At 68.0% G+C, this 16,452-nt stretch carries 14 protein-coding genes and 1 pseudogene; 7 read left to right on the top strand and 8 right to left on the bottom strand.

Annotation, left to right across the window (positions count from 1 at the left end):
* Both J7024_RS33135 and pdeR read left to right on the top strand, forming a co-directional pair.
* On the top strand, nt 1-1,682 hold a 1,682-nt coding region (locus tag J7024_RS33135; protein ID WP_234745844.1), incomplete at its 5' end, for a hydantoinase B/oxoprolinase family protein.
* A 673-nt stretch (nt 1,683-2,355) separates the two neighbouring features.
* On the top strand, nt 2,356-4,359 hold the full coding sequence (gene pdeR / locus J7024_RS33130; RefSeq protein ID WP_124830784.1) for a cyclic di-GMP phosphodiesterase: 2,004 nt from the start codon (nt 2,356-2,358) through the stop codon (nt 4,357-4,359).
* Between the two features lie 51 nt (nt 4,360-4,410).
* On the opposite strand, the gene J7024_RS33125 is transcribed toward pdeR, so the two are convergent.
* Nucleotides 4,411-5,274 (bottom strand): crotonase/enoyl-CoA hydratase family protein, encoded by an 864-nt coding sequence (locus tag J7024_RS33125; protein ID WP_175770718.1) that lies wholly within the window; start codon nt 5,272-5,274, stop codon nt 4,411-4,413.
* 463 nt (nt 5,275-5,737) lie between these two features.
* Between J7024_RS33125 and J7024_RS33120 the strand changes: the two genes are divergently transcribed.
* Complete coding sequence (locus tag J7024_RS33120) at nt 5,738-7,708, top strand: APC family permease (RefSeq protein ID WP_124830981.1); 1,971 nt, start codon at nt 5,738-5,740, stop codon at nt 7,706-7,708.
* A gap of 295 nt (nt 7,709-8,003) precedes the next feature.
* Nucleotides 8,004-8,324: a DUF1840 domain-containing protein gene (locus J7024_RS33115; protein WP_124830983.1), complete on the top strand. Its 321-nt coding sequence runs from the start codon at nt 8,004-8,006 to the stop codon at nt 8,322-8,324.
* A 102-nt stretch (nt 8,325-8,426) separates the two neighbouring features.
* Here J7024_RS33115 and J7024_RS33110 read toward each other — a convergent pair whose 3' ends face one another.
* The 3 genes from J7024_RS33110 to J7024_RS33100 form a co-directional block, all read right to left on the bottom strand.
* A complete protein-coding gene (locus J7024_RS33110; protein ID WP_175752333.1) occupies nt 8,427-8,585 on the bottom strand; it encodes a hypothetical protein in 159 nt (52 codons plus the stop codon).
* 41 nt (nt 8,586-8,626) lie between these two features.
* Complete coding sequence (locus tag J7024_RS33105; protein WP_124830980.1) at nt 8,627-8,902, bottom strand: hypothetical protein; 276 nt, start codon at nt 8,900-8,902, stop codon at nt 8,627-8,629.
* 97 nt (nt 8,903-8,999) lie between these two features.
* A complete protein-coding gene (locus J7024_RS33100; protein ID WP_175752332.1) occupies nt 9,000-9,185 on the bottom strand; it encodes a hypothetical protein in 186 nt (61 codons plus the stop codon).
* A 350-nt stretch (nt 9,186-9,535) separates the two neighbouring features.
* Here J7024_RS33100 and J7024_RS33095 point away from each other — a divergent pair, with 350 nt between their 5' ends.
* On the top strand, nt 9,536-11,449 hold the full coding sequence (locus tag J7024_RS33095) for a DUF3857 domain-containing transglutaminase family protein (protein WP_124830982.1): 1,914 nt from the start codon (nt 9,536-9,538) through the stop codon (nt 11,447-11,449).
* 47 nt (nt 11,450-11,496) lie between these two features.
* On the top strand, nt 11,497-11,664 hold the full coding sequence (locus J7024_RS33090; protein WP_175752331.1) for a hypothetical protein: 168 nt from the start codon (nt 11,497-11,499) through the stop codon (nt 11,662-11,664).
* A gap of 104 nt (nt 11,665-11,768) precedes the next feature.
* Here the strand turns inward: J7024_RS33090 and J7024_RS33085 are convergent, their stop codons facing one another.
* Complete coding sequence (locus J7024_RS33085; RefSeq protein ID WP_124830978.1) at nt 11,769-12,758, bottom strand: AraC family transcriptional regulator; 990 nt, start codon at nt 12,756-12,758, stop codon at nt 11,769-11,771.
* A 111-nt stretch (nt 12,759-12,869) separates the two neighbouring features.
* Here J7024_RS33085 and J7024_RS33080 point away from each other — a divergent pair, with 111 nt between their 5' ends.
* Nucleotides 12,870-13,979 carry an MFS transporter gene (locus J7024_RS33080; protein WP_234745843.1) on the top strand — a complete coding sequence of 370 codons (1,110 nt, stop codon included), beginning with the start codon at nt 12,870-12,872 and terminating at the stop codon, nt 13,977-13,979.
* A 29-nt stretch (nt 13,980-14,008) separates the two neighbouring features.
* Here J7024_RS33080 and J7024_RS33075 read toward each other — a convergent pair whose 3' ends face one another.
* From J7024_RS33075 to J7024_RS33065, 3 genes and pseudogenes are all read right to left on the bottom strand, one after another.
* Complete coding sequence (locus J7024_RS33075; protein ID WP_234745842.1) at nt 14,009-14,854, bottom strand: helix-turn-helix domain-containing protein; 846 nt, start codon at nt 14,852-14,854, stop codon at nt 14,009-14,011.
* Between the two features lie 48 nt (nt 14,855-14,902).
* Nucleotides 14,903-15,460 carry a carboxymuconolactone decarboxylase family protein gene (locus J7024_RS33070; protein WP_124830975.1) on the bottom strand — a complete coding sequence of 186 codons (558 nt, stop codon included), beginning with the start codon at nt 15,458-15,460 and terminating at the stop codon, nt 14,903-14,905.
* A gap of 102 nt (nt 15,461-15,562) precedes the next feature.
* Nucleotides 15,563-16,264, bottom strand: a pseudogene (locus tag J7024_RS33065) (isocitrate lyase/PEP mutase family protein); the annotation flags it as partial.
* Nucleotides 16,265-16,452: the final 188 nt, after the last annotated feature.

Genomic DNA, 16,452 nt, shown 5'->3' with positions numbered 1-16,452 from the left:
GCGACGCGATCGACGGGCCGGCGATCGTCGCCGAACAGAACGGCACGACCGTCGTCGAACCCGGCTGGCGCGCGCGGATGACCGCGCAGGGCAACCTCGTGCTCACGCGCACGACGCCGCTGCCGACGCGCCGCTCGCTCGGGACCGACGCCGATCCGGTGCGGCTCGAGATCTTCAACAACCTCTTCATGTCGATCGCCGAGCAGATGGGGCTGCGGCTGCAGAACACCGCGTACTCGGTGAACATCAAGGAACGGCTCGACTTCTCGTGCGCGATCTTCGACGGCGACGGCAACCTGATCGCGAACGCGCCGCACATGCCGGTGCACCTGGGCTCGATGGGCGAGAGCATCCGCACGGTGATCGAGCGCAATCGCGGCCGCATGCGCGACGGCGACGTGTTCATGCTGAACGACCCGTATCACGGCGGTACGCACCTGCCGGACGTGACCGTCATCACGCCGGTGTTCGCGGACGGCGCCGACGCGCCGCTCTTCTACGTCGGTTCGCGCGGCCATCACGCGGACATCGGCGGCACGACGCCGGGCTCGATGCCGCCCGATTCGCGGCACATCGACGAAGAGGGCGTGCTGATCGACAACTGGCAGCTCGTGTCGGCCGGCGCGCTGCGCGACGCCGACACGCGCGCACTGCTCGCATCGGGCCGCTATCCCGCGCGCAACGTCGAGCAGAACATGGCCGACCTGCGGGCGCAGATCGCCGCGAACCAGAAGGGCGTCGACGAGTTGCGGCGGATGGTTGCGCAGTTCGGCCGCGACGTCGTGCTCGCGTTCATGGGGCACGTGCAGGACAACGCGGAAGAAGCAGTGCGCCGCGTGATCGGCGCGCTGCAGGACGGCGCATACCGCTATCCGCTCGACAACGGCGCGGAGATCCGCGTCGCGATCCGCGTCGATCGCGCGGCGCGGCGTGCGGAGATCGATTTCACCGGCACGTCCGCGCAGCTCGACAACAACTTCAACGCGCCGAAGGCCGTCTGCATGGCCGCCGTGCTGTACGTGTTCCGCACGCTGGTCGGCGACGACATCCCGCTGAACGCCGGCTGCCTGAAGCCGCTGACGGTGATCGTGCCCGCACGCTCGATGCTCAATCCCGAATATCCGGCCGCGGTCGTGTCGGGCAATGTGGAGACGTCGTCGGCAATCACCAATGCACTGTATGGCGCGCTCGGCTGCGTCGCATCGAGCCAGGGCACGATGAACAACTTCACGTTCGGCAACGATCAATACCAGTACTACGAGACGATCGCCGGCGGCAGCGGCGCGGGCAACGGCTTCGCGGGCGTCGGCGCGGTGCAGACGCACATGACGAACTCGCGGCTGACCGATCCGGAAGTGCTCGAATGGCGTTACCCGGTGCGGCTCGACTCGCACCGGCTGCGCGCGGGGTCGGGCGGCGGCGGGCGCTGGCGCGGCGGCGACGGCGCGGTGCGGCGGATCCGCTTCCTCGAACCGATGACCGCGTCGATCCTGTCGAACAACCGGATCCATGCGCCGTTCGGCGCGGCGGGCGGCGAGGCGGGCGCGCTCGGCCGCAACACGATCGAGCGGGCGGACGGCACGGTCGAGCTGCTCGACCACATCGGCCGCGCGCAGATGGCGGCGGGCGACGTGTTCGTGGTCGAAACGCCGGGGGGCGGCGGCTACGGCGTGGCCGACTGAGTCGGGCGATCCGCACGAACCGCGCGGGAAGGCGCGACGACACGCGCGTCGGCGCGGCTCCCGCGCCACCCCGACCGGGCGATCGCACCGGTTCCGCCCGCGCTGCCGCGGCGTCGGCGCGCGGGCGATATATTCGCGCCAAAAGACCGGTGCGATATTGCAACGGAAGCGGGAATAAACGCGTGGATTCCCGTTCGAACGGAAAGGAAAAGCCCGTTACCGCGATTGCTGCATTGCGATCCGACCCCGCTGGCGTGCCGTTGCCGCACGTCGGTCCGGATGCCCTTCGATTCGTCTCAAATCCTTATCCCGCGCGGCTGCTGGCCAGTCCGGCGGGCCCCGCCCGGACCCGTGGCGACGGCTTGCGGGGTATGGCAGCGCATGAAAAATCCCCGTTGCCAACCGAGTCCCGATTCCTTGACACCAAGTTCCAAATGTGAGTGCCAATCTTCATCGTCATTTGATAAGATGGGTCTCATCATTCGCTTGGAAAACCTGCGCGCGTCGAGCGCGAACGCCGGGTCGCATTAGTTGGAAACAAATACGGAACGAGGATCGCTGTCGCGGCCATCACGACTGCCTTGCCGGGTACGCGCGTTGCGTGGCCGGGGATCGGGGGCGGCCGTCTCGCCTCCGTCTACACTGTGCGTTTTTTCTGGATCGGGGCGTGTCCATGGATGACGAAAACGATAGCGCGGTGCTTGAGGCGCACGTCGGTACGCGCAGCCCCTGCTGGCGTCTCGGCAGCGACAGCAATGCACTCGAACTGGCCGCCGTTCGCGGCATGACCAACGTCGCGGTCGCGCTGACCGCCGAGCAGGCTGCGCGGGTTCGCGTGCTGACCGGCGTCACGTCGCACCTCGTGCTCGACATCACGCTGTTCGGCAATGCGATCAGCCTCCATCTGGTCGGCAGGAAGGTCGATACGAAAGACTGGGCCGGCACGGCCTCCGCCTATTCCGATACCGCGTCCGTCGCGAGCGATCTCGCGAACGGGCTCGCGTTCGCCGAGCAGGTCGTGTCCGAAGTGAATTCGCTCGTCGTGATTCTCGACCGCAACGGGATGGTGCAGCGCTTCAATCGCCTGTGCGAGGAAGTGACGGGCAAGCGCGAGGTCGACGTGGTCGGCCGCAGCGCATTCGAATTGTTCATGAGCCCCGAGCAGGGCGAACAGTCGCGCCACAACATCACCGGCTTCTTCGCGAGCAACCATTCGTTCGCGGTCGAGCGTTACATCAACACGGTCAACGGGCCGCGCCTGTTCCAGTTCCGCAACAAGTTCGTGCAGAGCGGCAGCGGCGTCGACGAGCAGTTCCTGATCTGCTCGGGCATCGACATCACCGAGGAGCGCAACGCGCAGCAGCGGCTCAGCGAACTCGCGAACACCGACATGCTGACGGGTTTGCCGAACCGGCATGCGATCAGCGAGCGCATCCGCGGGGCGCTCGCGATGGACCGCACCGACATGCGCGGGCAGGTCGGCATCCTGTTCCTCGATCTCGACAACTTCAAGCGCGTCAACGATCACTACGGCCACATTACCGGCGACCGCCTGTTGCAGGACGTGTCCGCGATCATCAGCGGCTGCCTGCCGTCCGGCGCGACGCTCGCGCGGCTCGGCGGAGACGAATTCCTGGTGCTGTTCGAACACGGCACGCGGCCGCTGCTCGAAGCGACCGCACAGATCATCCTCGAGCGGCTGCGCACGCCGATCCACCTCGGGCTGATGGAGGTGTACACGAGCTGCTCGATCGGCATTGCGATGTATCCGCAGCACGGCGATTCGCTCGAGACGCTGATCCGCAGCGCCGACACCGCGATGTACGTCGCGAAGGAAGAAGGCAAGCACACGTATCGCGTGTTCTCGCAGGAGATGAACCAGAAGGTCGCGAAGTACATGTGGCTCGACACGAACCTGCGCAAGGCGCTCGAGGATGAGCAGTTCGTGCTGCACTACCAGCCGGTCGTCGATATCGCGACCGGCGACGTGCACGGCGTCGAGGCGCTGATCCGCTGGCAGTCGCCCGATCGCGGGCTGGTCGCGCCGATCGAGTTCATCCGTTTCGCGGAGGAGTCGGGGCTGATCGCGCCGCTCGGGCGCTGGGTGATGCGCACCGCGGCCGCGCAGGCCGCTGCGTGGAAGGCGAAGGGGCTCGGCGTGCGGATCGCGGTGAACGTGTCCGCGCGGCAGTTGCAGGACATGAACATCGTCCACCAGTTCGCGTCGATTCTCGACGGCGCGGGACTCAAGCCGAGCCTGCTCGACATCGAGCTCACCGAAAGCAGCTTCATCGAGGACGAGGAATCGGCGCATCAGCTGATGAAGGAATTCCGCCAGCTCGGCGCGGAGATCCATCTCGACGATTTCGGCACCGGCTATTCGTCGCTGTCGCAGTTGTCGCGTCTGCCGCTCGATTCGATCAAGCTCGATCGCTCCTTCATCACCGGCATCGATCGCAATCCGCGCTCGCAGGCGCTGGTGCGCTCCGTCGTGTCGCTCGCGAAGGCGCTGAGTTTCTCGGTGGTCGCCGAAGGCGTCGAGACGCACGAGGAAGCCGAATTCCTGAAGCAGATCCACGTCGATCACGCGCAGGGCTACTACTTTGCGCGACCGATGCCGGCCCAGGCCTTCGAGGCGTGGCTCGCGGAGACGAGAAAGCTCAGGCTGATCGCCTGAGCATCCGGTTGCGGCGCGCCGCCGGCCACGCGGCGGCGCGCTTCGCTCACGTTACACCGTGCGCAGCTTCGACACGCGCCGGTTCTGCAGCATCACCAGGCGTTCCATGTACGCGAGATCCTTCGGCTCGATCGTGAACGCCGCGTGAACCCATTCCTCGGTGATGTCCATCAGCTCGGAGCGCGTGAGCTGGAACACGCGTTCGCGCGCGCGCAGCATCGCGCGAATGCCGTTCAGCTTCGGCTTCGTCACGTCGATGAAGGTACGCGTCGCGAGATACGCGTCGCCTGCTTCGAACGTCTGGTCGATCAGCCCCTGATCTTCGTACCACTCGGCCACATGCGCCTCGCCCGACGAGATCAGCGATTCCGCGAGCCCCCGGTTCGCCTTGCGCGCGACCAGCGAATAGCCGCCCATGCCCGGGAACAGGTTGAACGCGATCTCGGGAAAACCGAGCTTCACGCCCTTCTGCGCGAGGACGTAGTGGTGCGCGAGGGCGGCCTCGAAGCCGCCGCCCAGCGCGCTGCCCTCGACCATCGCGATCGAGATCGCCCCGGTGCCGAAGCCCGTGTAGATCTCGTACACGCCGTCGATGCACGAACGCGCGTAGGCCATCAACTGATCGCGCCGGCCGCTGCGGATCGCGTCCACGAAGAAGCTCAGGTCGCCGCCGACGTTGAACAGCTCGGGCACGAGCGAGCCCGTCACCCAGAAGTCGAACTGCAGGCCCGAGTCGCGCGCGACGCGCGCGAGATGGATGATGTCGGTGACGAGTTGCTGGTTGAAGCACGGCCGTGGCTCCGATCGAAGCATCATCCACATGACATTGCGACCTTCTTCGTAGAACGCGGTCAGTTGCGTGAGTTCACCTGCTTCGTAAAACGGGCGGCACGCCGGATGGGATTGGAGTTGCATGGTATGTCCTCGTGATGTGGTTTTTCAAAGACCGCCGCAGCCGGTGTCGCGTGGGGAAACCCGCTCCCCGCATGGCGCCGGCCGCGAGGCATCGCCATTGTTGCGCGCGCACAAAACTCGAATTGCGGGGAATGACGCACGACCGGGACGCGGTTGCGCGTCGCATCCGGCGGGTTCGGCCTCGATCGCGGCGCACGGCGGAATCGGCCCGGCGGGCCGGCGGCGGGGCGCCGCATCGCGCAACCGGCGGCCGTGGCGCGACCCGGCGCGACCCGGGCGGACGGCTTGCGGGCGGCGCGAGGTCGCTGCCGCGGCGCCGGTACGGCGGGCCGTTCGCTTACGCGTTGAAAGCGCCGCCGGGCCGTCGACGGTCTCTTATGGAATGTGCGGACTGGCGCCGGCTGCGCGGGTGGACTAGCTTGAGAAGATGACGCCGGTGCGCCCGGCGTGCCGGGAGGGGACCATGACCGCATTCCAGAAGATGTGGCAGTTGCTCGTCGGAAAGCCGCTGGACCCGCTCGATCCGCGCACGCGCCATGCGATCGCCGTGACACCGTTGCTGGCGTGGGTCGGGCTCGGCGCCGACGGGCTGTCGTCGTCGTGCTACGGCCCGGAAGAGGCGTTCCTCGCGCTCGCGCACCACACGCCGCTCGCGCTGTTTCTCGCGTTCGCGACGGCGGCGACCGTGTTCGTCATCGCGCTCGGCTACAACCAGGTGATCGAGCTGTTTCCGACCGGCGGCGGCGGCTATCGCGTCGCGACGTCGCTGCTCGGGCCGAAGCCGGGGCTCGTGTCGGGCGCGGCGCTGCTGGTCGATTACGTGCTGACGGTCGCGACGTCGCTCGCGAGCGGCGTCGATGCGTTCTACAGCCTGCTGCCGGTCGGTGCGCAGGCGTTCAAGCTCACGACCGAGATCGTGCTGATCCTGTTGATGACGGGGCTCAACTTCCGCGGGATGCGCGAGTCGATCATCGTGCTGCTACCGATCTTCATCGGCTTCGTCGTGCTGCACTTCGGGCTGATCGTGTATGGCGTCGCGGTGCACGGCAGCAACCTGGCGATGATCGTGCCCGACGCCGTGCACGAGGCGCACGGTATGTCGCAATCGCTCGGCACGTTCGTGATGCTCGCGTTGCTGATGCGCGCGTTCTCGCTCGGCGGCGGCACGTACACGGGCCTCGAGGCCGTGTCGAACAACGTGAACATGCTCGCCGATCCGCGCGTGCCGAACGGCAAGGTGACGATGTGGTACATGTCGACGTCGCTCGCGTTTACGGCCGGCGGCATCATCCTGCTGTACATGCTGTGGCACGCGCGGCCGGTCGAAGGCGAGACGCTCAACGCGGTCGTGTTCGGCAGCGTGATCGATCGTCTCGGGCTCGGATCCGCATTCGCGCGGCATGCGCTGCTCGCGGCCGTGCTCGCGTTCGAGGCGGGGCTGCTGCTGGTCGGCGCGCAGACGGGCTTTCTCGACGGGCCGGCCGTCCTGTCGAACATGGCGTCGGATTCGTGGGTGCCGCGCCATTTCCGCGACCTGTCGACGCGGCTCGTGCGGCAGAACGGCATCATCGTCGTCGGCCTGTCGAGCCTGCTGATTCTGCTATGGACGCATGGCAACGTCGACGTGCTCGTCGTGCTGTACAGCATCAACGTGTTCCTCACCTTCAGCATGTCGCTGCTCGGCCTGTGCACGTATTGGTGGCGCCATCGCAGCGAGCGCGGCTGGGTCAAGCACTTTTGCCTGTCGGCGCTCGGCCTGAGCGTGACGGCCACCGTGCTCGTGATCACGCTGATCGAGAAGTTCACGGCCGGCGGCTGGCTCACGGTGCTCGTGACGAGCGCGGTGATCGCGCTGTGCTGCATGATCAACCGGCACTACGCGTACACGCGCACGCAGCTCGCCAAGGAGGACGCATTGTTCTCGGGCAAGCCGCCGGAAGTCGACGAAGCGAGCGCGCCGGGCCAGCCCGATCCGGCGCAGCCCACCGCCGTGCTGCTCGTCGGCAAGCATCGCGGCGCGAGCATGCACGCGCTGCTGTGGGTCAACCGGCTGTTTCCGGGGCACTTTCGCAACGTGATCTTTCTCGCGGTAGGGGAGGTCGATGCCAAGGCGTACGACGGACACGAGCATCTCGAACGGCTGCGCCACACGATCACCGAATCGCTCGACTACTACGTCGCGCACTGTCGCCGCAACGGCATTGCCGCCGATTACCGGATCGCGTTCGGCACGAACCCGGTCGTCGAATTCATGAACCTCGCGTCGTCGACGCTCGATGCGTATCCGAACGCCGTGTGCTTCGCGAGCAAGCTGATTTTCCGGCGCGTGAACTTCCTGACCGCTTGGCTGCATAACCAGACGCCGGTCGAGTTGCAGGCGCGGCTGCATGTCGAGGGGCGGCAGATGGTGCTGCTGCCGATGAATGTCGGGTAGCGCCGCATCGCGCGCAACGTCCGGCGCCTGTCGATAATTTCTCCACACGAGCCGCGCCATTCCGGGGCCGCATGCTTGAATATGTCACAGCATGACATAAAATGAAGGCAGGCCTTCGCGTTATCCGGCTTCCGCGCCGCACGCGAAGCCGGACGCGCGATGCGCGCGTCGCGCCGGGCGAACGTCCGGTTCAGATGAACGGGCGGCGACCGGGCGCAGCGGGATGGCCGGCCTCGCCGCGACCGGCGGCTGGCGCCGCACGGGCTTGTGGCGACCACGACGAGGGGAAATGACGATGATGGTTACGTTTCGGTCATCCGCCGCACCGGATATCGTGATGTTGCGCGATCTGGCGCAGTACCTGCTGGGGCTCGTCGGGAAGGGACTCGACGTTCGCGGCGTGCTTTCCGCCGATGAATTGCCGGAGGCGATCGCCCGGCTCGAGCAGGCGATCAGGGATGACGCGGCGCGGGAAAGCGCGCACGCGTATTCGACACGCGGGCTGCGCACCGAACTGGCGCCGCACGCCGGCGGGCTCGCGCAGCGCGCGTGGCCGCTGCTGGACATGATGCGTGCGGCCCATGCACAGGGCCGACACGTGATGTGGGGTATGTAGGCGCGTCGCGCGGCTGCCCCGACAACCGGACCTCCACTGAAAGGCCGACGGTTGCGCGTCGCACGACGCCGCATCGCCGGCCGATTTTTTTGCGTGGCGCGCTTACGGGTGATGGTGGGTATGCGAGCGCGGCGAGCGCCGCGCGGCCCGGTGCAGCAGCCTGTCGCGCGTGCGGTCGCGGCTGCGCCGTTCCGCGAAGAACAGCACCGCGAACACGAGGACCGTGAGCAGCACGATGGTGGGAACGATACCGTTTTCCATGTCGCCTCCTGCAGCGTGAGGACGAGGGGTGCCGCGGGACGTCAGCCCGCGGGCATGAAGGCGCCGGCGAGCTTCGTATCGATGAAGCGCTTGGCCAGCGCGATCGAGATCCCGACCGCGTCCGAATCGTTACGGAACACGTCGTGTTTCGGGTCGAGCAGATGCGCTTCGTGGCGGCCGCCGGCATCCCCCCAGTATACGACCGCGAGCGGCTGGTACAGGGCGCCGAGTTCGAGGCCTTCGCCGGCCACCGCATCGACCAGCGCGCCCGCGCGGATCTCGCATTGGCGACAGGTCACGCAGAGCGGTGATTCCATGTTGATCTCCTTCGCGGGCGCCGCGCGTTCCGACCCCGTGCCGTCCGCGCGCACGTTGCGGCAGGCTCGGGGCCGACGAGCGATTGCCGGACCGCATTCACGTGAGCAGCGGCATCGCTTCGATCAACGCGATCCCGATCAGTGCCCCAAGCGCCGCGCCGATCAGCTTCGGATGCCAGCGTTCGAAGTGCAGCGCCGTCAGCAGCGCGCCGAACAGGATCACGCCCAGCAGTGCGAACGCGGTCACGAGGTAACCGATTTCGAAATCGTTGTCGATCAGCATGATGTCTCCTTCCCCATGTCGGCGTGCCGGATGCACCGGATCGTCATTCGTTTCGGCGACGTTGCGGGAACGATTTGCCTATCTGGATTATATATCACGACATGATGCAAATGGCAGTCGCGCGGGGTGCGGACGTGGAGGCGGCGACAGCCTGCATGTACGGTGCGCGGCGCGCTTGCCGGCACGTCCGGTTGATGGCGACGCGGGCCGTCGCTGCGCGGCTTGACGCTCACCGGCCCGTCACCCACACTGGGTCGAGCGACGGGCGAGGGCTGCGCGGTGCGCATGTTGCCGGCGTCGATGCCTGCCCGTTGCATCCCACCGAACACGAACGCGCGGAGAGCTTCGACGTGGTGCGTTTCCCCTTTCCCCGATTGACCGGTCGCATGCCGGCGCGCACCCTTGCGCTCGCCGGCGTCTTCGCTGCGGTCGCGCTGGCGCCTGCACGGCCCTCGTTCGCGGAGACGGGCGACGCAGCGCCGGTGACGCTCGTCAGCGACGTCCACGTGTTCGTGCTCCAGCACGACGGATCGCTCGACGAGCACGACGATTCGACGCTGCGCGCGAACGATGCGAACGGGATCGACGCGATCGCACAGCGCTACGTGTGGTTCGACAGGAACCTGGAGAAGGTCGACCTGCTCGCGGCCGAGACGATCGATCGCGACGGCGTCGCGCATCCGGTCGGCCCCGACGGCATCCGCGACGTGCAGGAGCCACGTTCGGCCGGCGCCCCGACGTTCCAGGACGGGCTGTTGCGCACGGTCGTGTTTCCCGGCGTCGAGGCGGGATCGAGCACGCGCATCGTGTTTCGCAAGACGCGCACGAAGCGCGTCAACGCCGGTTACTTTGGCTATTACGTCGAGCCGTCGCGCGAGCCGGTCGAGAGCCAGCGGCTGATCTTCGACTTGCCGGCCGACCTGCCGCTGCATGCGGACGCGCGCGGCTACGTCGCGCTGCCGCCCGTGACCGAAAACGGCCGCACGCTTTACGAGTTCGATTACCGGCACGGGCCGTACGACCGGATCGAGAGCGGCGCGGTCGGCTACCCGACCTACGGCGATCGGCTCGTGGTGTCCACGCTGCCCGACTACGCGGCGTTCGCCGCGCGCTATCGCGACGCGGCCGTCGACCCGAGCGCGAACGATCCGGCCGTCGTGCAACTGGCGCGCGCGCTCACCGCCGACGCCGCCGATCCTCACGACAAGGCGCGCATCCTGTACGACTGGGTGCAGGCAAACGTGCGTTACGTCGCGCTCTTTCTCGGCGAAACGGCCGCCGCGCCGCATCGCGTGACGGACATCCTGCGCAACCGCTACGGCGACTGCAAGGATCACGTTGCGCTGTTCGGCGCGCTGCTCGCGGCGGTCGGCATTCGCAGCGAACCGGTGCTGATCAATCTCGGCTCCGTCTACACGTTGCCGTCGGTGCCCGGTTACGGCGGCGGCGCGATCAATCACGCGATCACGTGGCTGCCCGATCTCGGGCTCTATGCGGACACGACGACCGGCGGCATCGCGTTCGGCTACCTGCCGCCGATCGTGATGGATCGTCCGGCGCTGCTCGTCGATAGCGGCGTGCTGTCGCGTACGCCGGCCACGCAGCCGCGCCGCCGTGTCGCGCGGCTGGAGATCGATGCCGCACAACCGGGTTCCGCGCGTTTCCACGCGCTCATCGAGGACGACGGCTGGACGGCGGAACTCGAACGCACGCTGTTTCGCCGCGCGCCGCCCGAACGCATCCGGCAGCTCGCGAACGAGCGTGTGCGGCAAAGCGGGCTGCGTGGCCGCGCGCAGATCGCGACGAGCGATCGCCGCGTGACGCAGGGGCCGTTCGACGTGACGATGACCGGCACGCTCGATCATCTGGTGTGGCCGGACGGCACCACGGCGGTGCCCGCGCTGTCGAGCCTGACGGGCGGGATCGCGACGCAGGTCGAAAGCTGGCTGACGGAGCCCGCGCGCACGCAACCGTGGGTGTGCATCGGCGGTTCGTTCGACGAGACCGGCCAGATCGCGCTGCCGGCCGGCGTCGCGGTGACCGACCTGCCGGACGATACGGTCGTGCACGACCGCTTCGTCGACTTCACGTCGCATTACGTGTTCGATCCGGCCGCGCGCGTCGTGCAGATCACCCGCAGGATGAACGCGGCGTTCGGCCGCCAGGTATGCACGCCCGACGAATTCACGGCGCTGCGTGCGTCGCTCGAACGCATCGAACGCGACACGCAGGCACAGATCGTCGTGCGTGCGCAGCAGCGTTGAGCGCGGCGGAGGCGGCGCGCGTCACGATCGACGCACAGGAGAGAAACATGACGACACGGGAATACGAGATCGCCGACCTGTCGAAGGAATTGCCGGGCCGGATCGTGCAGGGCATGGTGATGAACGGCGCGCCGGTGGATGCGCAACAGTGTGCGGCGCTTGCCGTGCAATGTGCGACGGCGCTGATGGACGAGCTCGACGCGCGCAGCGGGTGAGCCGGGCCATCACGGCCGGCGGCGCGTGTTGCGACGCCGGCGGAGCGTGAGCGGGCGACACGGCGCGGCCGGCCCGCGCATCGGCATGCGTCGCGCGAGCCCCGTCACGCGTCGGCGTGCGCGTCGCTTTCCGCGCGCACCGCGCCCGGCGGCCGCCCGACCACGCGCTTGAACGCACGGCTGAACGCGGCGAGCGACCCATAGCCGAGCCGGTACGCGACCGCCTCGATCGCTTCGCGGTCGCGTGCGATCCACTGCGCGGCGAGCCGCATCCGCAGCTCGGTCAGATAGCGCACCGGCGTCATCCCGGTGGCTGCAAGAAAGCGTTCGGCGAACACCGAGCGCGACACGCCGGCTTCGGCGGCCAGTTCCGCGACGCTCCAGTTCCGCCCCGGATCTCGATGCAGCGCGACGATCGCGCGGCCGAGCTTCGGTTCGCGCAGCGCCTGCACCCAGCCCGTCGCGTCGCCGCAGCCGCATTCGACCCAGCCGCGCACGATGAACGCGGCGACCACGTCCGCGAGCCGCGCGAGAATGCCCGCGAAGCCCGCCCGCGCGGAGCACGATTCGCGCTCCATCGCATCGAGCATCGGCCGGATTTCCGGGTAGCGCGCGAGCAGCGTGCCGACGTGCATGAACGCCGGCATCGTCCCGACGAGAGGCTGCATGCCGCCGAGATCGAGCTCCATGCACGCGCTGAAGATCAGCGCATCGCCGGCGCCCGGCTCCGTCGTCGCGCACGACGTGGCGCCCACCGCCGCGACCGTGTCGCAGATCTTCGCGACCTCGAACCCGCCGATCTCGCGGCACGCGGCATCCGGATCGGACATCAGCGCATGCGTGAGGCCGTGCGGCAGCAGGATCGCGTCGCCGGCCTCCAGCTGCACCGTCGTGCCGGCCGCGTCGCGCAGCAGCACCGGCCCGCGCCCGACGAAATGGAACTGCGCGCGGCCCGGCGCCTGGCCGAAGCTCAGCCCGAACGGCCGCGGCACCTGGATCCGGCGGTACTGCACGCCGCTCAGGCGCATGCCCAGCAGCAGCTCGCTGACGAGGTCGTGCGCGTCGGGTACATCGGGAAGCAGAGGCTCGGACATATCAGATTCGGACGTTCGATCAATAAGGGCGGATTGTATGTCATAGACCGTCCTGCCGTGGTTCCTTACGATACGCCATCACTGGAACGCTTTTTTCATACGGAACCACGCATGAATCCCGGAATGTCCTCCACCGCCGTCACGGCGACTCCCCGCGAACCGGCCTGGGGCGCGGTGTTCGCGATGACGCTCGGCGTGTTCGGCCTCGTCACCGCCGAATTCCTGCCCGCGAGCCTGCTCACGCCGATGGCCGACAGTCTCGGCGTGACCGAAGGCGTCGCCGGTCAGGCCGTGACGGCTACCGCGACCGTCGCGCTCGTCACCAGCCTGTTGATTTCGGCGCTGACGCGCACGATCGACCGGCGGCGCGTGCTGCTAGCATTCTCGGTGCTGCTCGTCGCGTCGAACCTCGCGGTCGCGTTCGCGCCCAACCTGACGACGCTGCTGGTCGGCCGCGTCGTGCTCGGCGTCGCGCTCGGCGGTTTCTGGACGATGGCGACGGCCACGGCGATGCGGCTCGTGCCGACCGCGATGGTGCCGCGCGCGCTGTCGATCATCTTCAGCGGCGTGGCGGTCGCGACCATCGCGTCCGCGCCGATGGGCAGCTATTTCGGACACCTGATCGGCTGGCGCAACGTGTTCCTGATCGCGGCCGGAATCGGCGGCGTCGCGCTCGTGTCGCAGGTCATGACGCTGCCGTCGATGCCGCCGAGCGGCACGACGCGGCTGCGCACGCTCGTCGACGTGTTGCGCCGGCCGACCGTCGGCCTCGGGATGTTCGCGACGATCCTCGTGTTCACCGGGCATTTCGCGTTCTTCACGTATCTGCGGCCGTTCCTCGAACAGGTGGCCGGCGTCGGCGTGAACGGGCTGTCGGCGATCCTGCTCGGCTACGGTATTGCGAACTTCGTCGGCACGTCGCTCGCGGGCCGCGTGCTCGAACACCGGCTGCGGCCGATGCTGATCGGGATGCCCGCGCTGATGGTCGTGCTCGGCGTCGCGCTCGTCGCGCTGGGCCGCGCGCCGATGCTCGACGCGGTGCTCGTCGCGTTGTGGGGAATGGCGTTCGGCGGCGTGCCGGTCGCGTGGTCGACGTGGGTCACGCGCACCGTGCCCGACGAAGCCGAGAGCGCGGGCGGGCTGATCGTCGCGGCCATCCAGCTCGCGATCGCGACCGGCGTGCCGAAGCGGGTCGGGGTGGCGGCAGCGCTGGCGGAGTGACCGATGCGTGAGCGCCGGCGGCGCGCTGCTCAGCGCGTCGGCGCGTGTGCGTCGAGCAACTGCCGGTGACGTGTTTCGGTGGCGTCGTCCGCGGGGAACATGCACTCCATGCGCAGTTCCTGCGCGGCGGCGCTTTGCGGCGTACCGACCGTCGTGATCAACGAGAAATAGCGCAGCACGACGCCTTCGTGGACGAAGCCAACCGGAACGATCGGCATCGACGGTGCGGCGGCCGGTGCCGTCGGCGTTTTCCAGTCGTGCGGGGCATGCGGACTGGCAAGCAGGTCGTCGAGCAGTCGCCGCGTATCGTCGTCGATCACGCGACCGACCGATTCGCGGTACACGCGCTGCAGCAGGCTGCGCGACACGCTGTCCCAGTCGGCGACGAACGGCTGCATGCCGGACGGATCGAACATCAGGCGCAGCAGATTGCGCGGGCCTTCGCGTGCGGCCATGTCGATGAAGCAGCCGAAAAAGCGCGGCGCCGCGTCGTTGCTCATCAGCACGTTCCAGTGCCGGTCCATGACGATCGCGGGGAACGGGTCGTGCTGGCGCACGACCCGTTCGAGTGCACGGATCACGCCATGCATTTCCGCCGCGTCCCACGGCGCGTCCGAATACACGGGTGCGTATCCGGCGGCGAGCAGCAGCGCGTTGCGCTCGCGCAGCGGCACGTCCAGCGTTTGCGCCAGCATCAGCAGCGTGTCGCGTCCGGGCACGCTGCGTCCGCTTTCGATGAAGCTGATCTGGCGCTGCGAAATGCCGGCGTCGAGCGACAGGTCGAGCTGGCTCACGCCGCACAGGTCGCGCCAGTAGCGCAACAGCCGGCCCAGTTCAGGCTGCGGCGCGTTCGGATCGCGGGTGCTCGCATTCATCGCGTTGTCCTGATCGTTCCGTGAGCGACGCCGACGACTATATCGAACTCACGCGGCGTCCGCATGCCACGCGAACGCCTCGAACGGCGCTTCGAGCGCCGGCCGCGCCACGCTGCCGACGTAGTTCGTGATCGTCGATGCGGCGACCACCGCGATCACTTCGAGCAACTGTTCTGCACTGAAGCCGGCGTCGAGGAAGCGCTGCCGGTCGGCTTCCGCCACGCGGCCACGGGTTTCGATCAGTGCGCGCGCCAGCGCCGACAGCGCGGCCAGCGCCGCGTCGTCGGGCAGGCCGCCACGCCGGATCGCATCGACGTGGGCGGCGTGAATGCCCTGTTGCAAGGCGAGCGCGGTATGGAAGGCGACCGGCCATTCGCTGGCGTTCGTGACCGCATTGGTGAGCAGCAGCGTCTGGATCTGCGGCTCCGTGAGGCTGCTCGCGTGCACGCGCTCGAACAGGCCGATGAAGCCGTTGATCAGCACCGGCGAGGCGGCCATGGCCGCCGCGATGTTCGGGATCACGCCGAAGGTTTGCCGGAGTTGCTCGAGGACGGGCTTCGACCCGGCAGGGGCCGAGTCGATCGTATGAAGCGGATAGCGGGACATGACGCCTCCTGGGCGATGAGCGCCGCCGGCATGGCGGCGCGGCACCTGAAGCGTAGGGACGGCCGGGCCGCGCGCCAATTACATCGGATGTAATCGGTTTGTCTATGCATGTTGCTTCACCACCGCCGCAAGCGCCTTCATCGCCTGCAGGTAAGGGTACGGCCCGTGACTGATGCGCGCGACGCCGTATTCGGCGAGTTCGGCCAGCGCCGGCGTTTCCGACACGCGCATGATGTTCACCGGCAGCGGCGATGCGGCCGTCAGCGCGCGAATCAGCGCCGGCGAACGCAGGCCCGGCACGAACAGGCCGTCGGCGCCGGCCGCCGCGTAGGCGCGTGCGCGGGTCAGGACTTCGTCGAGCAGCCGTTCGTCGTGCGTGTCGGCCGCGGCTTTGAAGAACACGTCGGTCCGCGCGTTGATGAAGTCGCCGATATCCGCGCGGTCGGCTGCCTGCCGGGCCGCCGCGAGACGGGCGGCGGCGGCGGCGACCGTGCGCAGCTCGCCCGTCGCCGGGAAACTGTCCTCGAGATTGCAGCCGATCGCGCCGGCCTCGATGCTGCTGGCGATCGTGTCGGCGACCTCCTCCAGCCGCTCGCCATAGCCGCTTTCGAGATCGACGGTGACGGGCAGATCGGTCGCCCGCGAGATCCGCGCGAGCACTTCCAGCATCAGCGCCTTCGGCATCTGCTCGCCGTCGCTGAAACCGTTGGCGGCCGCGACCGACCAGCTCCCGGTCGCCAGCGCGACGCCGCCCGCATCGGCGACCGTGCGTGCGCTGCCCGCGTCCCATACGTTGAACAGTGCTTAGCAGGACGTTGAAATACCCATCGACCGGATTCAGACCACTCTCGCAAATGACATGAATTCGCTCAACGGCTCGGCAATTTTGTTGCCTCACGCCGGATTCAGCGGTAGAGCCCGGCCGGCGAAGGGCTTTCCCGCCAGATTTACTGCATTACGCGCCCGGCGGACGCACGAATCCCAACGTCCTC

The organism is Burkholderia sp. WTPI3, assembly GCF_021483755.1.
Lineage (GTDB): Bacteria > Pseudomonadota > Gammaproteobacteria > Burkholderiales > Burkholderiaceae > Burkholderia.
Note: the sequence above shows the minus strand (reverse complement) of the source record. Positions and strands in the feature narration are given on the sequence as shown.

Excerpts from the sequence above, each read along its gene's own strand:
- pdeR (WP_124830784.1), top strand. The coding sequence starts at position 2,356 with ATGGATGACGAAAACGATAGCGCGGTGCTTGAGGCGCACGTCGGTACG.
- J7024_RS33125 (WP_175770718.1), bottom strand. The coding sequence starts at position 5,274 with ATGCAACTCCAATCCCATCCGGCGTGCCGCCCGTTTTACGAAGCAGGT.
- J7024_RS33120 (WP_124830981.1), top strand. The coding sequence starts at position 5,738 with ATGACCGCATTCCAGAAGATGTGGCAGTTGCTCGTCGGAAAGCCGCTG.
- J7024_RS33115 (WP_124830983.1), top strand. The coding sequence starts at position 8,004 with ATGATGGTTACGTTTCGGTCATCCGCCGCACCGGATATCGTGATGTTG.
- J7024_RS33110 (WP_175752333.1), bottom strand. The coding sequence starts at position 8,585 with ATGGAAAACGGTATCGTTCCCACCATCGTGCTGCTCACGGTCCTCGTG.
- J7024_RS33105 (WP_124830980.1), bottom strand. The coding sequence starts at position 8,902 with ATGGAATCACCGCTCTGCGTGACCTGTCGCCAATGCGAGATCCGCGCG.
- J7024_RS33100 (WP_175752332.1), bottom strand. The coding sequence starts at position 9,185 with ATGCTGATCGACAACGATTTCGAAATCGGTTACCTCGTGACCGCGTTC.
- J7024_RS33090 (WP_175752331.1), top strand. The coding sequence starts at position 11,497 with ATGACGACACGGGAATACGAGATCGCCGACCTGTCGAAGGAATTGCCG.
- J7024_RS33085 (WP_124830978.1), bottom strand. The coding sequence starts at position 12,758 with ATGTCCGAGCCTCTGCTTCCCGATGTACCCGACGCGCACGACCTCGTC.
- J7024_RS33080 (WP_234745843.1), top strand. The coding sequence starts at position 12,870 with ATGAATCCCGGAATGTCCTCCACCGCCGTCACGGCGACTCCCCGCGAA.
- J7024_RS33075 (WP_234745842.1), bottom strand. The coding sequence starts at position 14,854 with ATGAATGCGAGCACCCGCGATCCGAACGCGCCGCAGCCTGAACTGGGC.
- J7024_RS33070 (WP_124830975.1), bottom strand. The coding sequence starts at position 15,460 with ATGTCCCGCTATCCGCTTCATACGATCGACTCGGCCCCTGCCGGGTCG.